Annotated in this window: 21 protein-coding genes, 1 tRNA gene and 2 riboswitches; of the genes, 20 read left to right on the top strand and 2 right to left on the bottom strand. The window is 45.8% G+C overall.

Annotation, left to right across the window (positions count from 1 at the left end):
* The first annotated feature begins 223 nt into the window (after nucleotides 1-223).
* From EYS13_RS08785 to EYS13_RS08725, 13 genes are all read left to right on the top strand, one after another.
* Entirely contained in the window at nucleotides 224-1,054 is an 831-nt protein-coding gene (locus tag EYS13_RS08785) for a transketolase (protein WP_227761858.1), read from the top strand.
* The gene (locus EYS13_RS08780) at nucleotides 1,054-1,995 is read left to right on the top strand and encodes a transketolase family protein (RefSeq protein ID WP_227761857.1); all 942 of its coding nucleotides are present in this window, start codon (nucleotides 1,054-1,056) and stop codon (nucleotides 1,993-1,995) included. Before EYS13_RS08785 ends, EYS13_RS08780 begins: the two co-directional genes overlap by 1 nt.
* A gap of 163 nt (nucleotides 1,996-2,158) precedes the next feature.
* Complete coding sequence (locus tag EYS13_RS08775; protein WP_227761856.1) at nucleotides 2,159-2,440, top strand: TFIIB-type zinc ribbon-containing protein; 282 nt, start codon at nucleotides 2,159-2,161, stop codon at nucleotides 2,438-2,440.
* A gap of 141 nt (nucleotides 2,441-2,581) precedes the next feature.
* The gene (locus EYS13_RS08770; RefSeq protein WP_227761855.1) at nucleotides 2,582-3,172 is read left to right on the top strand and encodes an RNA polymerase sigma factor; all 591 of its coding nucleotides are present in this window, start codon (nucleotides 2,582-2,584) and stop codon (nucleotides 3,170-3,172) included.
* Nucleotides 3,169-3,660, top strand: coding sequence for a hypothetical protein (locus tag EYS13_RS08765; protein WP_227761854.1), 492 nt, complete (start codon nucleotides 3,169-3,171; stop codon nucleotides 3,658-3,660). The genes EYS13_RS08770 and EYS13_RS08765 overlap by 4 nt, the downstream gene beginning before the upstream one ends.
* A complete protein-coding gene (locus EYS13_RS08760; RefSeq protein ID WP_227761852.1) occupies nucleotides 3,657-4,403 on the top strand; it encodes a hypothetical protein in 747 nt (248 codons plus the stop codon). The genes EYS13_RS08765 and EYS13_RS08760 overlap by 4 nt, the downstream gene beginning before the upstream one ends.
* Nucleotides 4,404-4,415: 12 nt before the next feature.
* A complete protein-coding gene (locus EYS13_RS08755) occupies nucleotides 4,416-5,372 on the top strand; it encodes a LiaF transmembrane domain-containing protein (protein WP_227761851.1) in 957 nt (318 codons plus the stop codon).
* Nucleotides 5,373-5,812: 440 nt separating this feature from the next.
* Entirely contained in the window at nucleotides 5,813-6,973 is a 1,161-nt protein-coding gene (locus EYS13_RS08750; protein ID WP_227761849.1) for a DUF362 domain-containing protein, read from the top strand.
* Nucleotides 6,974-7,073: 100 nt separating this feature from the next.
* A complete protein-coding gene (locus EYS13_RS08745) occupies nucleotides 7,074-8,261 on the top strand; it encodes a M20 family metallopeptidase (protein WP_227761847.1) in 1,188 nt (395 codons plus the stop codon).
* A gap of 140 nt (nucleotides 8,262-8,401) precedes the next feature.
* A tRNA-Ala gene (locus EYS13_RS08740) sits at nucleotides 8,402-8,477 on the top strand.
* 236 nt (nucleotides 8,478-8,713) lie between these two features.
* The gene (locus EYS13_RS08735) at nucleotides 8,714-9,322 is read left to right on the top strand and encodes a CobW family GTP-binding protein (protein WP_227761846.1); all 609 of its coding nucleotides are present in this window, start codon (nucleotides 8,714-8,716) and stop codon (nucleotides 9,320-9,322) included.
* A complete protein-coding gene (locus tag EYS13_RS08730; protein ID WP_227761844.1) occupies nucleotides 9,315-9,731 on the top strand; it encodes a hypothetical protein in 417 nt (138 codons plus the stop codon). The genes EYS13_RS08735 and EYS13_RS08730 overlap by 8 nt, the downstream gene beginning before the upstream one ends.
* 258 nt (nucleotides 9,732-9,989) lie before the next feature.
* Complete coding sequence (locus EYS13_RS08725) at nucleotides 9,990-10,982, top strand: bile acid:sodium symporter family protein (RefSeq protein WP_227761841.1); 993 nt, start codon at nucleotides 9,990-9,992, stop codon at nucleotides 10,980-10,982.
* 14 nt (nucleotides 10,983-10,996) lie between these two features.
* On the opposite strand, the gene EYS13_RS08720 is transcribed toward EYS13_RS08725, so the two are convergent.
* Nucleotides 10,997-11,173, bottom strand: a complete 177-nt coding sequence (locus EYS13_RS08720) for a hypothetical protein (protein WP_227761839.1) — start codon at nucleotides 11,171-11,173, stop codon at nucleotides 10,997-10,999.
* Between the two features lie 156 nt (nucleotides 11,174-11,329).
* A riboswitch (THF riboswitch) is annotated at nucleotides 11,330-11,421 on the top strand.
* Between the two features lie 112 nt (nucleotides 11,422-11,533).
* Here EYS13_RS08720 and EYS13_RS08715 point away from each other — a divergent pair.
* The 4 genes from EYS13_RS08715 to folK are packed head-to-tail and all read left to right on the top strand — an operon-like array spanning nucleotide 11,534 to nucleotide 14,537.
* A complete protein-coding gene (locus EYS13_RS08715; protein WP_227761837.1) occupies nucleotides 11,534-12,250 on the top strand; it encodes a hypothetical protein in 717 nt (238 codons plus the stop codon).
* A 21-nt stretch (nucleotides 12,251-12,271) separates the two neighbouring features.
* The gene (gene folE, locus EYS13_RS08710) at nucleotides 12,272-12,841 is read left to right on the top strand and encodes a GTP cyclohydrolase I FolE (RefSeq protein WP_227761836.1); all 570 of its coding nucleotides are present in this window, start codon (nucleotides 12,272-12,274) and stop codon (nucleotides 12,839-12,841) included.
* Between the two features lie 5 nt (nucleotides 12,842-12,846).
* Nucleotides 12,847-13,698 (top strand): dihydropteroate synthase, encoded by an 852-nt coding sequence (gene folP, locus EYS13_RS08705; RefSeq protein ID WP_277998182.1) that lies wholly within the window; start codon nucleotides 12,847-12,849, stop codon nucleotides 13,696-13,698.
* A 2-nt stretch (nucleotides 13,699-13,700) separates the two neighbouring features.
* Nucleotides 13,701-14,537: a 2-amino-4-hydroxy-6-hydroxymethyldihydropteridine diphosphokinase gene (gene folK, locus EYS13_RS08700; protein ID WP_227761834.1), complete on the top strand. Its 837-nt coding sequence runs from the start codon at nucleotides 13,701-13,703 to the stop codon at nucleotides 14,535-14,537.
* A 3-nt stretch (nucleotides 14,538-14,540) separates the two neighbouring features.
* On the opposite strand, the gene EYS13_RS08695 is transcribed toward folK, so the two are convergent.
* On the bottom strand, nucleotides 14,541-14,990 hold the full coding sequence (locus EYS13_RS08695; protein ID WP_227761832.1) for a YkvA family protein: 450 nt from the start codon (nucleotides 14,988-14,990) through the stop codon (nucleotides 14,541-14,543).
* A 136-nt stretch (nucleotides 14,991-15,126) separates the two neighbouring features.
* Nucleotides 15,127-15,311, top strand: a riboswitch (cobalamin riboswitch).
* A gap of 89 nt (nucleotides 15,312-15,400) precedes the next feature.
* Here EYS13_RS08695 and cobT point away from each other — a divergent pair.
* The 3 genes from cobT to EYS13_RS08680 all read left to right on the top strand — a co-directional run bounded on the left by cobT (nucleotide 15,401) and on the right by EYS13_RS08680 (nucleotide 17,821).
* A complete protein-coding gene (cobT, locus tag EYS13_RS08690; RefSeq protein WP_227761831.1) occupies nucleotides 15,401-16,456 on the top strand; it encodes a nicotinate-nucleotide--dimethylbenzimidazole phosphoribosyltransferase in 1,056 nt (351 codons plus the stop codon).
* Between the two features lie 296 nt (nucleotides 16,457-16,752).
* Complete coding sequence (locus EYS13_RS08685; RefSeq protein WP_227761830.1) at nucleotides 16,753-17,280, top strand: YkvA family protein; 528 nt, start codon at nucleotides 16,753-16,755, stop codon at nucleotides 17,278-17,280.
* A 73-nt stretch (nucleotides 17,281-17,353) separates the two neighbouring features.
* Nucleotides 17,354-17,821, top strand: a complete 468-nt coding sequence (locus tag EYS13_RS08680; RefSeq protein ID WP_227761829.1) for a hypothetical protein — start codon at nucleotides 17,354-17,356, stop codon at nucleotides 17,819-17,821.
* Nucleotides 17,822-17,953: the final 132 nt, after the last annotated feature.

Below are 17,953 nucleotides of genomic sequence, written 5' to 3'. Positions count from 1 at the left end.
CAGGATATATATCATTTGTATGCCCGGTGGCAAATGGCTTCAGGGCTTGATTTTGATTGTAAAGCCGGTGAAGCTCGGACAGTAAATAACATTCTAATCCGATGATTGCCATATTTATGCTGTGCCTTTGAATTATTTTTCCTATATGGCGTAACATTTTTGGTATTTTATGCTATAATTAATTCCGTTGAATTTGCATTGTTGTAAAAAGGAGTGGAATGGATTGAGTCCGCAAAGTGTAGAAAAGCTCAAGGAAATATGCAAAGATGTCCGGGCTGATATCGTGCGCATGACTGCAGAAGCAGGTTCGGGGCATCCTGGTGGAAGCCTTTCTTCTGTAGAGCTGATGACCGCCCTGTACTTTAATGTTCTAAAACACCGTCCTGAGGACCCAAGCTGGCCTGACAGGGACCGCTTTATTCTCTCCAAGGGCCATGTTTGCCCCGTGCTTTATTCGGTGATGGCCCGCACCGGGTATTTCCCTGTGGAAGAGCTCTTGACCTTGCGCAAGCTTGGCAGCAGGCTGCAAGGCCATCCCAGTTACAAGGCGCTTCCCGGCCTGGAGAGTTCCAGCGGTTCTTTGGGGCAGGGGTTATCCATTGCCAACGGGTTGGCCCTGGCCGCGAAACTAAACGGCAAGGACTACCGGGTTTACTGTCTGATGGGCGACGGTGAGCTGCAAGAAGGCCAAATCTGGGAAGCGATGATGACTGCCCCCCACTATAAGCTGGATAATGTCTGTGCTATAGTTGACTACAACAACCTGCAGATTGACGGCAAGGTTGAAGAAGTTATGGGTATTGCCCCTCTGGCTAAAAAGTGGGAGGATTTCAACTGGCATGTGATTGAGATTGACGGTCACGACCTTAACCAAGTGCTGGCCGCTTATGAAGAAGCAAAGCAGTGCAAAGGCAAACCTTCCGTAATCATTGCCAACACAGTGAAAGGCAAAGGAGTATCCTTTATGGAAAATGTGGCAGGTTGGCATGGCAAAGCTCCGAACAGGGAAGAGTTGGAAAAAGCTTTAGCAGAAATTTACGGGAGGGAGAACTAATGAGCGTAAAGATGCTGCCCAATAGGGATGGATATGGACATGGGTTGCTCGAGCTTGGGAAAACAAATCCTGATGTGGTAGTCTTGGATGCGGACCTGGCCAAGTCTACACGTTCTGATTGGTTTGCCGCTGAGTTTCCCGACAGGTTTTTTGACATAGGTATTGCTGAGCAGGATATGCTGGGCACAGCGGCTGGTCTTGCTTTAGGCGGAAAAATACCCTTTGTTACTACCTATGGAGTATTTGTGGCCGGCAGGGCCTGGGACCAGATCAGGACAACAGTTTGCTATGCAGATCTGAATGTGAAGATTGCCGGCGCTCACGGCGGTATTTCCGTGGGTCCGGACGGGGCAACCCACCAGGCCCTGGAAGATATTGCCCTGATGCGGGTTTTACCAAATATGAGGGTTATAGTTCCCTGTGATGCCATCGAGGCGAAAAAAGCAACAATGGCGGTGGCCGTTGTCCAAGGCCCTTGTTATCTTCGCTTCGCCAGGGAGGCTACTCCCGTCTTTACACAAGAAGAGGATTACTTCGAGATCGGCAAAGCCAATATTTTAAAAGAAGGTTCCGATGTGACGATTATCGCCTGCGGTCCTATCGTTTACGAAGCGCTGCTGGCCCATGACCGTTTAAAGGAAATAGGCATCTCCGCCCGGGTGATCAACATGCATACCGTAAAGCCTCTGGACCGGGAGGCAGTTTTAAAGGCTGCGGCTGAAACCGGGGCTGTTGTCACCGCTGAGGAACACCAGATCTTCGGCGGCTTAGGAGGCGCCGTGGCTGAACTGTTAGCCCAAAACCGGCCTACACCTATGGAGATGGTGGGAATAAAAGATACTTTTGGGGAATCGGGACCTCCGGAAGAGCTGGCTGTTAAATACGGACTGACGGCCAAAGACATAGCTGAGGCGGCTAAAAAAGCCGTGGCCAGAAAATAAAACAAACGATATTACCTAAAAATTCCAGAACAAGCTGTTCTGGAATTTTTTTTGACATGCTAAATAGGCAAGAAACTTTGCGTAATTTATGGAAAATTGTTAAAATGAACATAGCTGTTTGGTGTGTCTACCAACCTAAACCACTGAGGAGGTTTTGTGGAAAATGAGCAAAGAATGTCCGGTATGCCATTCTCCTTTAAAGGAAACCCCTAAATACGGTGTTTTGATTGATGCCTGCCTTAACTGCAAAGGTGTTTGGCTTGACAGGGGCGAACTGGAGAAAGTTATTTCCTTGGCCAGGGAATTCGGCGGCGCTAATGAAGTAAGTAACGGACATGAGTATTATGAACCAAACAAACATTACCACGATGAAAGTCATTATGGTCGTCACCGCAAGAAAAAGAAACATGGGTTTTTAGATTTGTTTGAAGACCTGTTTGACTGATTCAAAAGCGGCTCTAATGCAGGGTCAACCAGGTTGTAATGAGAGTGTCGCAACAGGCTGTTGCCAAAGTAAAACTTTGGCAACAGCCTGTTCATATATTTAGCAGCAACATAATTTCAGCAATCTGCAGGGTTTTTGCACTTGAATGCGTCTATAATAACGGGAAGGGAGGGGAACGAGATTACCGACGAGCAATTAATTGCTTCTGTTTTGGCAGGGGACCAGGCGGCTTTCAGCGGCATAGTCCAACGCTACGGCCCCTACATCCTGGCTGTGATTCTGCCCATAATCCAGGACCAAGGAGAGGCAGAAGATGTTGCGCAGGAAACGCTGCTGCAGGTCTACCGTTCCCTGGCCCAGTACCGGCACGAGGGCTTTAAAACCTGGGTTGCCAGAATCGCTGTCAATAAGGCCATAGACTGGAAGCGGAAAAAGGCGAGAAGACGGGCTGAGGAACTGATTGACTATGTTGGGGAGATACCTGAGAGAGGGGAGCCAATCTTTGAAGGGCCGGAGGAAAGCCTGCTGCGGAAAGAAAAGCAGCGGCTGGTGGAAAAGATATGCAGGGCGCTTCCTCCTATCTACCGGGAGACCCTTGTTGCGTATTATTTTCAAGACAAAAGCTACGCTGAAATAGCCAGGGTCCAAGGGACTACGGTTAAAACAGTGGAATCACGACTTTACCGGGCAAAACAGCTGCTGAAAAAGCAGTGGCAGGAGGGAAAGTTATGAAACATTACAGCAGGGAAGAATGGCAGGAATATAAAGCAGGCGGACCGGATGCCGACCGGCTCCTGGCTATGGAAGAGCATTTGTACCTCTGTGACAGTTGCCTGGAGGTTTACCTGGAGACTTTTACGGAAGCGGAAGTGGCCAAAGCGGCTGCCACCCTGACCCCTGGGTTCACATCGCGAGTGTTGACCCGCTTGGGACAGTTGTCCACCAAACTTCAGCAAAAAAACAATTTCAGGATAATGCCCTCATACCGTTTGCGGTTGTTTACCTACTATGTGGCGGCAGCATGCATTACTTTCATGTTAATGTTTAGCGGAATATTTGATCTGCTTGCCGGCCAAGTTTCACCTAAAGTGGCAAAGTATACAATTTGGGAGAACCGGCTGGAGAAGCGCATCCCTGCCAACTGGTCCGCGGGTTTGATTACTAAGACCACCGGTTTTCTGGATATGTTAATCGGGCAAAACAAGGAGGGAAAACAGTGATTAGAAAAAGCAAATTCGCTACAGCCATTTTTTCTTTTATTCCCGGGCTTGGACATTTTTACTTGGGGCTGATGAACCGGGGCCTGACATTTATTTTGGCCTTCTTTGGCTGGCTAACCTTTGTGGTATTCTTTGGAGTTTTGACTCGTAAAGAAGAATTTTTAGCACTGCTGATTGTACTGCCTATTGTCTGGTTTTACAGCTTGTTTGACGCTTGGAAACAGTGTGAAGCAATAAACCGGCAGGAAACAGCAGAGGACCGTTCCATTTTTAGCGAATTTAACGACAGCCTCCAGGAGGGCAAAAAGAGCAAAGGCTGGGCGCTGCTTTTTTCCGCCATTCCCGGGGCGGGGCACATGTACTGGGGGCTGAAAAGGGAAGGGCTGCAGCTCATGGGCGCTTTTTTCCTGTCCCTTTTCCTGCTGGATTGGCTGCATTTAAGCATATTCTTTTTTTCACTGCCGGTCATTTGGTTCTACAGCTTTTTTGATGCGCTGCAGTTTAAAGCAGAGAAAGAGGGACAAGAAGAGGTGGCAACGGGACAACAGCTTTGGCCGCTGGGAAACCCGAAATATCTTGGCTACCTGCTGATTTTTGTTGGCTGCCTGATTATTTTTGAAAAACTAATTAGCCCTTTTCTAGACTGGCAAATTCTAGAGCTGCTTAAAACCGGCATCATTGCCTTCCTGTTTATCGCAGGGGGTGTAAAACTGCTGGCGGGCAGCAAAAATCCCGAGGTATAGGAGGAAAAAACAATGCGGCAGTGGCGTGTGGGTACCTTTTCGATGGGCATACTTCTGATTGCCGTTGGCATAGCCCTTTTAGTGGCGCAAATAAAACAATATGCTGTTGTTGAGGCTGTAACAACCTGGTGGCCGGTAATTTTCATTCTCTTGGGTTGTGAAATCCTGGCCTACATTCATTTTTCCAAGGAAGAGCATCCGAAGATTAAATATGATTTTGCAAGCATACTGCTGGTTCTTTTTCTTACAATGTTCGGGCTGGGCTTTTATGCTTTAACTGCTACCGGATTTTTGCCCAGGGTAAGCCAAATGGTCATGTCCAGGGAATACACGGTTTTGTTTCCGGAAGCGCGGCTGGTGGTCCCGGCTGAAGTAAAAAAGATCCGTGTGGATACCCCTAGCGCGCAGCTAAAGTTAGCGGTTAGCAGTTCCCGGGAACTGGTAGCTTATGGGGATGCCAATATTTTTGCCAAAAATGAAGTGGAAGCTAAAAAACTATCAGGTGAAGATTTTATCCTGCTTAGGACCGTTGGAGATACGCTGTATGTGGAGTTAAGGGATCTGCCGAGGAAGAGGGATTTCAACCCCGGTGCCACCGGCGCAGAGTATAGGCTGATTTTGCCGGCAGATATCCCGGTGGAAATCGCGCATGATGGCTTTGGCAGCCTGGAGATTGCTGCGGAGGGGATTCGGTCCGACTGGATGGTAAATACCCGAAGCCCTGTGGAGATTGCCGCTTCCAGCCAAGCCAACCTGGAAGTACGGGCCAAAACCCGGTCCGGGGAAATGCTCTTTGGCAATGTAGACTGGCAAATCAGCGGACAGCCAAGGCGGGACACAGAGATGCCGGATACCAATGACCGGCCCGACCGGCAACAGGCGGTGCAAGCAAGTGTAAAATGGGGAGAAGGTAAATATAAACTGTATGTTAACAGCGAGGATAGAATAACCGTTAACCGGCTGGATTAGTTTAAAAGCGTGCTGCTGAAAAGCGAAATAGGCTAAAATGGTAAAAAATTTGCAGCCGATGGAGCGGGCTGCTTGTTAATCCGGAGCGTTTTGGCAAAAACGACTCATTTCAATCATTTCAAAACAAATGCAAGGTTTACGCTGACTTAATTATAACAACGGCAAGCGGTTTTGTATAATTCAATTTGGCTATAAGGTTGATAGTTTAAACTTATGAAACAGGTCAACTGAAAAAATCGAGAGTTAAAATTACATTTTTAGCAAGAGTATCTTGAAAATGGCAACAAATAAAAAGACAGTATGAATTCAAGCTGTGGGAGTGTTACAACATAAATGCAAGAGTTTTCAGGACAGCAAACATTTGACAATTGTTGTGAAGAAGGTTAAGCTGAATCTCATCAAGGAGTACTATATTTTGGGGCCGAGGAGTAGAGGATACATTGCAGCCAAGCGTAGCAGTGGTCAATTGCCCTGATTACCGGCCTGTGCAGGTTCGCCAGAGCCTGGAAGAAGCGCTGGGTTTGCTGGGCGGAATAGAGAGCATAGTTAAGCCTGGGCAACAAGTCCTGGTAAAATTGAACTTGGTTATGCCCAAAAGTCCGGAGCACGCCGCAACTACCAACCCGGTAATCCTGGAATGGGTTGTACGGATACTCCAGGCGGCAGGGGCCAAAGTCATTCTCGCCGACAGCCCCGGAGGTCCTTTTAACTCTAAAATGCTGCAGAGGGCTTACGACAAATGTGGCATAACAGCGGTGGCCGAACGGACGGGGGCAGAGCTCAACTTTAACACCTCCGAAGCCACCGTTCCCTGCCCCGAAGGCAAAATCATCAAAAGTTTAAGGGTAATGGAGGCTGTGTTAAAAGCAGATGTTGTGATTTCCCTGCCTAAGCTGAAAACTCACGGGTTGACACTGTTGACGGGAGCTGTAAAAAATATGTTTGGTGCGGTCCCCGGCTTAGTCAAAGCGGAGTACCACGTTAAAATGCCGCGAATTAAGGATTTTGCGGAAATTCTGGTTGATATAGCGCTGTGTGTTAAACCCAGGCTGAGCATTTTGGATGCGGTAGTTTGCATGGAAGGTGAAGGGCCTACAGGCGGTAGGCCCCGTCCCGTTGGCGTTATTTTAGCCAGCGCCGATCCTTTTGCCCTGGATGTAGTCGGCAGCGAGTTAGTAGGTGTGGTTCCGCAGCAAGTTCCCGTAATTGCCTGTGCCATGGATAGGGGTTTAACTGCCGGAAGCAGCGACAAGTTTCAGCTTTTGGGACTGGCTAAAAAAGAATGGCCCATAGTAAAGGATTTTAAACTCCCGCTGGCTACCTTTAAGGCAGATAAGGGATTACTGGGAGCCAACCTCCCGGATTTTCTCGCTGCGCCTTTAGAAAAAGCTTTACGGCCTAAGCCGGTATTCATTCATGAACTGTGCGTCGGTTGCGGTGATTGTGTACAAAACTGTCCCCCTCAAGCAGTGAAGCTCGTAGACCACAGGCCGGAGGTTGACCTGGCACGGTGCATCCGGTGTTATTGCTGCCAAGAATTATGTCCGGCACAAGCAGTGCAAATACAGCATACTTGGCTAGGCAGGAAATTGTTTGGGTAAGGCTGGCCGCAGGCTATCAGCCATCAGCCTGCAGCCGTCAGCGATAGCTGGTAGCTGCGACTAACATTTAGATTACATGACATGTATAGGAGTGGAGAAAGTGGATTTACAGCAGCGGGTTTTGCAGGAGATTAAAAGGGAGGAGGTCGTAGCGCTAACCCAGGAATTAGTCCGGATTCCCAGCTACTATGGCGTTCCTGGAGTGGAAACTAAGGTAGCCCGGTTTATTGCAGATTTTTTGCAGAGGGAAGGCATCACTGCCGCGACGGAGGAAATCTTCGAAGAACGGAGCAATGTCTACGCTGCCCTGCCTGGAAAAGCAGGAGGAAGGAGCCTGCTTTTTTGTGGCCATATAGATACGGTGCCTCCCCACAACATGGAAATTGAACCTTTCGAGGCCTATCTCGCCGAAGGCAAAATTTACGGGCGGGGCGCTGCAGACATGAAGGGTGGAGTAGCAGCCATGTTGGTTGCTATGGCTGCCTTAAAACGGGCCGGCGTGCAGCTTTCCGGGGATGTGCGCTTTGCCGGGGTTGTTGGCGAGGAGTCGCCCAATACCAGTGAAGGTGCCAGGGCTCTGGTAGAAAAAGGCATCAAGACTGATATGGCCATTATTGGTGAAGCTACTAACCTGGAGATAGCTGCTGCCCATAAGGGCATGGAGTGGTTAAAAATTGAGGTCAGAGGCAAAGCAGCCCATGGCAGTGTGCCGCAAAACGGGATCAATGCTATTTCCAAGGCTGCCAAAATCATCCAGGCCATCGAGACAGGGGTGGTACCCCGGCTGAAGCAGCGTATTCACCCCTTGGTGGGTTCTCCGACTATTAATATCGGTCGTATTGAGGGGGGAGTGCTGAACAATATTGTACCTGACTCCTGCTGGTTTTCCCTGGACCGCCGTTGGATTCCGGGAGAAACCTTGGAAGAGGTGCTTAGCGAATTGCAGGCTGTCATCGATGGGCTGCACGCAGAGGATCCGGAGCTGGAGGCGAAAATCATCCAGCAGCCGGAGACCTTGGGCAGGGGGCCCATGGAGATAGAGTCGGATCACCCGTTGGTACTGGCTCTGGGCCATGCGGTGCGCCAACAACTTGGCAAAGAGCCTGTGGTGAAAGGAGTAGTCTACTGGACTGACGGTGCCCACTTATCCAGGGCAGGAATACCAACTGTGGTTTTTGGTCCCGGGGACATCGCTCAGGCCCATGCTGCCGTGGAGTTTGTCGAAACAGAGCAGCTCTTTAAAGCAGCCCAAATTTATGCGTTAACAGCCCTGGAAGTTTGTAGCTAAAAAGCGTAGGCCGCTAGCGGGTTTCAAACCGCTAACGGTCTTGCTCTTATGCGGTAAAAATTTACGTCAATTTTGCACTTGCATTGCCATGCAGTATATGCTACAATACATTTTGTCGGTGACACGAACAAAGTAAATAAGGGGATATAGCTCAGTTGGGAGAGCGCTTGAATGGCATTCAAGAGGTCAGGGGTTCGACTCCCCTTATCTCCACCAAAAAGAAAGCAAGGGTTTCGGTAATTTCCGAAGCCCTTTTTGCACAGTAAAAAACGATTGCCGCTCATTTTTCCTGACCGGAAAAGAGCGGTTTTCTTGTGTGCAAGATTATTAGGGATTTGTTATTTGCTAGAAAGTACAACCGAATGGGAGATCTTACACAGGACTTAAGATAAAAGAAAGGAAATTTACTTAGAATCAGGTTAATCCCTTTGCACGAAAGGTTGGTGTTCCAGGTGAATTTAATACTCTTTGGGGGTTTTTTCGGTTCGGGAAAAACAAGTTTAATACTTTCCCTGGCCCATTTCCTGGTGAAAAAGGAAGGAGCCAAAAAAACTGAGCTGGTTATAATTGAAAACGAAGTTGGGGAGATAGGGATTGATAATAAAGTGATAGAAACCAGCGGCTTTACTGTAAAAGAAATGTTTGCAGGGTGCATCTGCTGTCAACTGACCGCTAGTTTAACACTTGCCTTAAATGATATAGCAGAAAAAATTAATCCCAAATGGGTCATTGTGGAGTCCACCGGATTGGCTTATCCCGGTAAAATTTTAAACACTATTGGTAGACATAGCAAGAGTATAGATAATGCTGTAACAATTACTGTTGTAGATTCCCAACGTTGGGAGGAGTATTATGCTGCGACTCCCGTACTTGCAAAGACGCAGGTAACTGATGGGGATATTATAATTATTAATAAAACAGATCTGGTAACAGAAGAACAATTAACATATGTAAAAAACCGTGTAACGGAACTTAATCCCAAGGCTCAAATCCATAAAGTATCTGCCAATCAAAATGTAGAAGACAGTGTTTGGGAGAAGGTGGTGGGGATCAATGAATAGTGCTGAAAATAGCGGCCATACATGCCGACATTCACATGAGAATTCGAACGAAGAGCCAGGAGTTTTTTCTCATTCTCTTGCGCTTCAACTTGAGAAAGGAATTTCAGGCAGCGAGCTGACCAACTGCTTAGCAGCCTGGGTTAAAGACTTAATTCAATGGGCGGCAGAAAATCATTACTTCATAGGCCACATAAAAACTTTTACTTCAAGTGAATCAACATTGAATTTGTGGCTGGCCTCAACGGGAAAAGAAGTTAATATTAATTCTTCACCCGGTTGGCAAGAGTCCATTATTACAAGATTTAATCTGAATATGACGGTGATAATTTTTGGACCGGACAAAGAAACTCTTAAAAAAATTGCATTGGAAAATCTGCACAAGAAGCTTGGGTTGGGATCAATAAGGTAGTGGATACCGGCACACCGAAATATCCTGCACTCTAAAACAGGATGTCGCGGTGTGTTTTTTCTTTACTGCTCTTACCGGGAGTTTTGAACGTAATGGTGCAGGTATATTTGTAAGTCACTGGGAACGCAAGGTATTGAATTAATGTTTCAATTTGGATATGATTAAAGCTATGGTGATGCGAAGTGTTTCATACAGCAACAATTAATACAACTACTTTGCGCCTTAAGCGGATAATATGGAGACAAGCGGAGGCACGTTATGCTGCAAACTTTCACCACTTGGAACAATTGGCTTGGCAAACGCATGTTTTATGTCGTGCTATCGGCGTTGCTGCTAGGGTTTAATCTATCTCTTCCCAAATCGCCTGTAATAACAAAAGTTGCAATAGGGCTATTTGCGTATATGACATTTGTTACCGCTCTCGGAACAAGTTTTAAAGAATTTATTAAAGTTTTAAACAAGCCATGGACCCCCTTATGGATGTTATTTTTAATCCACGGTGGTGCTCCCATAGTAGCTTGGATAGTAGGGTTAATTTTTTATCCCCATGACCCGTTGATGCGCTTAGGTTTCCTAATTAGTTCCAGCATTCCTGTTGCAGTGACTTCCATCATTTGGACATCGCTGACTGAGGGGAGTGTTCCCCTGGCCCTGGTGGTGGTAACCTTGGACACATTAGTTGTTCCGGTTATACTTCCAACTTTTTTTCTTCTGGCGGTTGGACAAGTGATCCATATCGATTATGGGGATCTGGTTTGGCGGTTGCTGTTTATGGTAACGATCCCAAGCGTGGCAGGCATGCTGGTAAATGATTTTACAAAGGGAAGGTTCGCTGATTTTAGTAAGTCGGTTGGCGGATTCACCTCCAAAGCGGCACTTTTTTTAGTTATTTTGCTTAATGCCGCCATGGTTGCTTCAGAAATAAATTGGAACATTTCCTTGATTAAATTGTTGCTGGTTGTTTTACTACTTGTAGTGAGTGGCTATTTTTTAGGCTACTTAGGTTCATTTGCGGTAAAGGAACGCCGTTCTGACATTATTTCAGCTATGATTTACAATGTGGGCATGAGGAATATCAGCTTTGGTTCACTCCTGGCTTTAGCATATTTTCCGCCTGCGGTAGCAGTGCCCATAACACTGGCCATGATCTTTCAGCAGCCGGTAGCCGCTGTGGTATCGTATCTGTATAAGCGGTATATTAGCCGAAGTCCGCGCTTGTTAGCCCCGAACCAGGCTATAAATAAAAGATAGATCAACTTATAATTTTAATCTGTTGACCTTAAATCCAACTTCTTGGCGAAATGCAGCGCTTCCTTAAATTCAGCGGCGCTCAGTCTTTTCGCTATTTCTTCGTATTCGTAGACGTCATGGGCCGGGGAGTACTGGTCCATCAAATTCACCAGGCAATCGGGGGATAGCTCTTCTTCAATGAATCTTAACACCTCCACCGCCAAAACTGAGCTCACAGTTTTGATAAAAGACACACCGCATGTTGCAGTAACTGAAGAAGACGTGATTTTACAAAATGGCAGCTGACAAAATTGAGTTAAATTTGACAAGTTATTATTGGCAGTTGTATAATCAAGGAAAAATAATAAAGTAGAGTAGGTATCATACGTTAAGTGTTAAAGGATGGGATGTTGCCTTTAAACGAAGGGTTAACCCGCGATATGATACTGCGTCCGCTACTTATGTAAAAGACATCTTTTTGTTACATTTGTAGAGGTACTCTACGTATGTACTAAAAAGGTGTTTATTTTTTTATTTCAATCGATATTACCTTGCTTTTTCGGGTGCGGCCAATGACAGTTGACGAAGTATTTGGAAAAGAGGTTAAAAAACTTATGGGGCAAGAGGAGGTACAGGGCATACTCTTGATTGGTGCCGGGGCAAGAGCAGGCGAGGATGAACTTCAGCATTTAAATGATTTGGACTTTTTAGTAATTACTGCAAAAAGTCATAGCTATGAGAGGGAAGTATACGAAATAGAAAACGTTAAGTTCGATCTATCGTATATTTCGCTGGATTTATTAAAGGCCGGCTTGAAGGAAAAATGGCCCTGGTTGCTCAGTGCTCTTGCTCACTACAAAATTATTTTTAAAAGAGGAGATGAGCTGGACGATATTTTAAAAAATGCTGCCAGGATATACAGCCTGGGACCAAGAGCTTTGGAAAAAACTGAAATCCGCTGTCTCAGGTTTAGTTTATACCAGTCCTGGGTAGATCTCATGAACAGAAGATGTGACCCAATTAATTCTGCTTTTCTGGCTAATAACCTTTTCAAAGAAGTGTTAGTTTCCTATTTTAAATTGAATAACATCTGGGTGCCCAAAGATAAAAAAGTGCTGGACTCAATCAGTAAAACTGACCAAGAGCTTTTTCAATTATGCACAAGTTTTCTTGCGGAGCAAGCTTTGGACCGGAAAATTGCAATTTTGGAGGATATTTTAACTTATGTTTTAAAACCCTTTGGTGGCATTTTAGAGCATTGGGAGAGAGGAGAATTTCCATTAAATTAAACAGGGAAAAGAGGCGTAGCAGTGGACAAGGAAAGAATTGAGCAGGCTGTGCGAGAAATTTTGGAAGCTATTGGTGAAGATCCTGACAGGGAAGGTTTGGTTGATACTCCAAAGCGTATAGCAAGGATGTATGAAGAAATTTTTTCAGGGTTGAAAGAAGACCCGGGAAAGCATTTGGAAATTTACTTTCAAGAAGAGCAGCATGAAGAACTGGTTTTAGTGAAAGATATTCCATTCTATTCAATGTGCGAGCACCACCTGGTACCTTTTTTTGGTCTGGCCCATGTGGGATATTTGCCTAAAGGGGGAAAGTTAACCGGGCTCAGCAAGTTAGCAAGAGTGGTGGAAACTATTGCCCGAAGGCCCCAGCTCCAGGAAAGGCTTACTTCAACTATTGCCGATACTTTGGTGGAGAAATTGGAGCCCTACGGAGTAATCGTAGTAGTGGAAGCAGAGCATATGTGCATGACTATGAGAGGAGTAAAAAAACCAGGCTCCAAAACTGTGACCTCAGCGGTTAGGGGAGTATTTAAAAAAGATGCCAAAGCAAGGGCTGAAGCTATGTCCTTAATTAATTTTGGGAGACAGTGATGAGTATGAGAAATATTAAGTTAAATTTGCACCGCAGGATAGATTTAATGTGTGGACGGTATGAATTGAGTCTGGGTAAACGCACTTACATTATGGGGATTTTAAATGTCACTCCCGATTCTTTTTCCGATGGAGGAAAGTTTATAGATTTAGAAAAAGCAGTGAAACAGGCGAAAAAAATGGTTGCAGAAGGAGCTGACATAATAGATGTAGGAGGAGAATCCACCAGACCGGGGGCCCATGAAGTTAGTGCTGAAGAAGAATTAAAAAGAGTTTTGCCGGTAGTGCAGAGATTGGTCAAAGAAATAGATGTCCCCATTTCAGTAGATACTTATAAATCCGAAGTGGCAGAAGAAGCACTTCGCGCTGGAGCCCATATGATTAATGACGTGTGGGGAATGCAAAAAGACCCTGAAATGGCTTCGGTGGTAGCTAAATACGGCGTCCCAGTCATTGTTATGCATAACCAAAAGGGGACAGAGTATCAGGGAGACATTATAGAAGAAATCTGTAAGTTTTTCCGAAAATCCATACAGCTGGGAACTGCTGCAGGAATAAAGCGGGAAAAAATTATTCTGGATCCAGGAATTGGGTTTGGCAAAACCCCTGAACAAAACATACTGGTCATGTCCAGATTAGGGGAATTAAACGATTTAGGCCATCCCATACTTTTAGGGACTTCAAGGAAGTCCATGATCGGGAAGATTTTGGATTTGCCTTCAGGGGAGAGGGTAGAAGGCACTTTGGCCACCACTGTGATGGGCATTATCCAAGGCGTAGATATAGTTAGGGTCCACGATGTGAAAGAAAATATGCGTGCGGCAAAGGTAGCCGATGCTATTGTCAGGGGCGAATAAAAATGGACAAAATATTGCTCAAAAATTTAGCCTTCTACGGTTATCACGGTGTTTTACCTGAGGAAAATGTTTTAGGACAAAAATTTTTCGTGGATATTGAATTGTTTTTGGATTTATGCAAGGCGGGTATTTCCGATGATGTGCACGAGACTGTCAATTATGCCGATGTATATCAGATGGTGAAAAATGTAGTAGAAAATAAAAGGTTTAAATTAATCGAAGCTTTGGCAGAAGCTATAGCCAATTTAATATTAAACAAATTCAGTAGAGTGCAGGAAGTGATTGTGCAGATCAGGAAACCAGAGGCGCCTGTTAACGGCATTTTTGATTATTTTGGCTTAACCATTAAGCGGACAAGGAAAGTCAAAGCATATTTAAGTCTGGGCAGCAACCTGGGCGATAAAAAAGCAAATATCGATCAAGCTGTAGAACTGCTGAGAAATCACGAGCACATTAATGTTACTAAGGTTTCCTCTTATTACGAAACGGAGCCGGTCGGTTACACAGAACAGGACTGGTTTTTAAATATAGCAGTTGAGCTCGAGACTTCTTTAGCTCCCTACTCCTTATTAAAATACTGCAATTTTATTGAAAAAGTATTAAAAAGAGAAAGAGTAATCAAGTGGGGGCCCAGGATTATAGATGTAGATATTTTGTTATATGGGGATTTTCGATCTGAAGATGAATTATTAACCATACCCCATCCCAGGATGATGGAAAGGGCTTTTGTGATGGTTCCTTTGTACGAAATAGCCCCGGAACTTGAAATAAATAAAAGAAATATTAAGGAAATAGTAGAGAGCCTGACCGGGGAAGAAGTCAGAAAAGTTGATTTATAGAAGTCATTTGGTTTTAAGAAGATGCTTTACCGTTTTTAAGGCTGCTTTTCCAGCCAATTTTAAACCTCCGGCTGCCATGCGGCTTGTAGCTCTGACAAAAGTTTTTCCCGAAGCTCTTAAAGCCGATTTGATTAATAACAAATCCTGCTCCAATTCTTCAATAGTAAGGGATGCTTCATTCAAATGCCTGGCGGCAGTTTCCCTGGTGCAGGAGAGCAATGCCTTTTCTATGGCGGACAGTACGATCAAAAGGTCGTCCAGCTGGCCTATAACCGGGATAATGCCTGGAATGAGGTCCACAGGGGCGGTCAGGTAAGCAACACTTGCACCCAGGTATGCTTTACTTAATTTCGGAACCTCCGGTTCTTTAAGTAAGTTATATAGCAGCTTAGTATAGTTGGGCAGGCGCACCAGTGTTTTGCCTAGCTCCATATAATTTTTTTTAGCTGCCAAGATTAGCCCTCCTTTGAGGCAATTGAATATTTTATTTTTACCCATTCTTAGAATAATTATAGAATATATTTTATACTTTTTTAAATTCAGGCAGGAAATTATATTTTCTTGTGGAATATATCTGCCCCAGATGACAAACTAATATAAGCTTTTAGGTGCCCGTATGGGAGAATAGGGAATCAGGTGCAAGTCCTGCAGCGGTCCCGCCACTGTAAGCAGGGAGTTACCCGCGGATACCACTGAAAGGCACCAGCCTTTTGGGAAGGTGCGGGGAAATTATGATCTGTAAGCCAGGAGACCTGCCTAAAAGCTGATCTGTCGGGATGATGGTAAAGTCCTCGGTTTGAATTTATTTCAGGCTGGGGGCTTTTGCTTTTTATATTTCCCTATATTACAAAGGAGGTTTACACATGCTGAAACTGGAAAGAACGATGAAAAAAATTAAGCCCCTGGATGAGGAGGTAATGAAAAAAACCCAGGCTCGCCTGGATGATTTGACCAAGCCGCCGGGGAGTCTTGGTGTGCTGGAGGATATGGCCAGACAAATTGCAGGCATCACCGGCCAGGTGATACCGGAGCTGCCACGAAAGGCTGCTATCCTGATGGCCGGAGACCATGGGATTGTCAAAGAAGGAGTGGCACCTTTCCCTCAGGAAGTTACACCCCAGATGGTGTTGAACTTCGTCAGAGGCGGCGCTGCCATGAGTGTTTTAACCCGCCACGTTGGAGCTGAGCTATATGTGGTAGATATCGGGGTGGCTGCTGATTTGCCTGATGTGCAGGGGATCATTAAAAGAAAAGTGGCTTACGGCACAAAAAATATGGCCCAAGGTCCTGCCATGACTATGGAGGAAGCTGTACAAGCCGTTGAAGTGGGAATTGAGATAGCCGAGGAAGCTATCGAGAAAGGAGCAGGTTTAATCGGCATAGGGGAAATGGGCATCGGCAATACTTCTCCCAGCACAGCCATTGTAGCTGCTTACAGTCAGCTGCCGGTGCCGGAAGTGGTCGGCAGGGGCACAGGAGCTGACGATGAGCGGATGAAAATAAAAATAGCAGCTATTGAAAGGGCTTTGGAAATTAACAAGCCGGAACCGGACAAACCGCTGGAGGTATTAGCCAAAGTAGGCGGATTGGAGATAGCCGGGCTGGTGGGGGTTATCCTGAACTGCGCAGCTCACCGGGTTCCCGTAATTATCGACGGCTTTATTTCCGGTGCTGCCGCATTGATAGCAGGAGCATTATCTCCCCTTTCTAAACAGTACATGCTCGGTTCTCATCTCTCCGAGGAACCGGGGCACAAAGTAATGCTGGAAATACTGGGCATTAAGCCGGTGCTGATGATGCACATGCGGTTAGGGGAAGGAACGGGAGCAGCACTGGCCATGAACCTGGTTGATGCCAGCCTGAAACTGTTAAGGGAAATGGCCACTTTCAGCGAAGCGGGAGTTTCGGGAGCTGTTTAAGCGCACTTCAAAGGGTGTAAAGTATGAGAGCAAAGCTTCAGCCTGAGGAACTACCCTCATAACTAAGCTAAACAAAAAGGCAGACTTTGAGAGGCTGCCTTTTTGTACGCCTGAAGCCGCTTCCCGTTTAATGATGTATCTTCTTTTGAAATAATAGCAGGTAGCAGCATGTACAGCCGGCCGGAGAAAGTTGTTTAGCTGCAGGAGGAGTATTGGTCCCTGGAAGAGAAGCATAATGAATAATACAGAGATGGGGAAAAGGCAGTGGAGGCTGCCCGGGAAGGAGCTGAGGGTTGATGCAGGACGAACATAAAAAGACCGGGGATTTTGAACCGGTGAAAGTTGAGCTGCTGGACGAAGGGGTTACTTTAAAAGATTTAAAAAAAGCCCAGGATTTTTTTGATAAAATTCGCAAGCAAATTTCCGACTGGGCCGAAAAAAAGGGCGGGCGGAAAGGCAAGATGGCAGCGGAAGTGATTCTCTTTGCCCCGGACTTATTTATGCTGTTGGTGCGGCTAGCCCGGGATAAGCGTATTCCAGCGCAAAATAAGGCCGTAATCTTCGCTGGGATAACCTACTTCATTTCTCCGGTGGACTTTTTTCCCGAGGCCCTCCTGGGTCCTCTTGGTTTCGCTGACGATGTGTTGTTGGCGGTCCATATTATTAATTTAATTTTAAATTCCAACCGCGTGGCTGTGCTGGAAAACTGGAGCGGCAGCGGTGATTTAATAGTCCTATTGCAGGAAATAGCAGCCCGGGCAGAAAGCATGGTCAATACCAAAGTGTATCGAAAAATCTTAAATTTTATCGCAAAAAGAAGGTAACCGGGAAGACGGCAGGTATATATCCCGCTCTTTCTCCTATACTATAGGTATAGCAACTGAAAGGAGCGATCTTATGGTTTACCTCAGCCTGCTGTTATTTATTACAGCTTTTGTGGCTCTGTATCTACTTGTGCCCAGGGAGAAAATCGCCGAATATTTCGGGTTCGGCTTAGTAGCCGGGCCTGTTCTTGGCCTGATTTTGCTTTATGTTATGATCTCCGTGTTAGGGGTATGGACCTTCAGCAATATTGACATATTGTATATTGCAGGAATACCGGTATTTCAGGCCCTAACCTGGTTGCCTCTTGAAATTGGCTTTGCCTATTACTTTTTGCGCTCCCGCACTTCCTTGACGTATTTAACGGTTATTCTGGCATTGCCTGTTTTGGCAACATTGTCCCATTATGTTTATCTACAATTGGGACTGTTGGAATACAGCAACTGGTATTTATTCAGCACCTTTTTAGTATCTTTGCTTATTCACCTGGGTTTGGCTGCATACCTCTACTACGTAATTCAACAAAGAAATCGTCTCGCTTAAGCCCGGGGTGATTCAGACCGTCGACAAACTATTATCAGCCCGCATGTATTATGGAGCGGGACTGGTTTCCTCTAGGCTGGCGGCTTTGCCAAAGGTCAAAGGCGTAGGAGCTTGTCCAGAGCGAAATAATAC

Origin of the sequence: Zhaonella formicivorans (assembly GCF_004353525.1) — a bacterium.
GTDB classification, from domain to species: Bacteria; Bacillota; DUOV01; order DUOV01; family Zhaonellaceae; genus Zhaonella; species Zhaonella formicivorans.
Note: the sequence above shows the minus strand (reverse complement) of the source record. Positions and strands in the feature narration are given on the sequence as shown.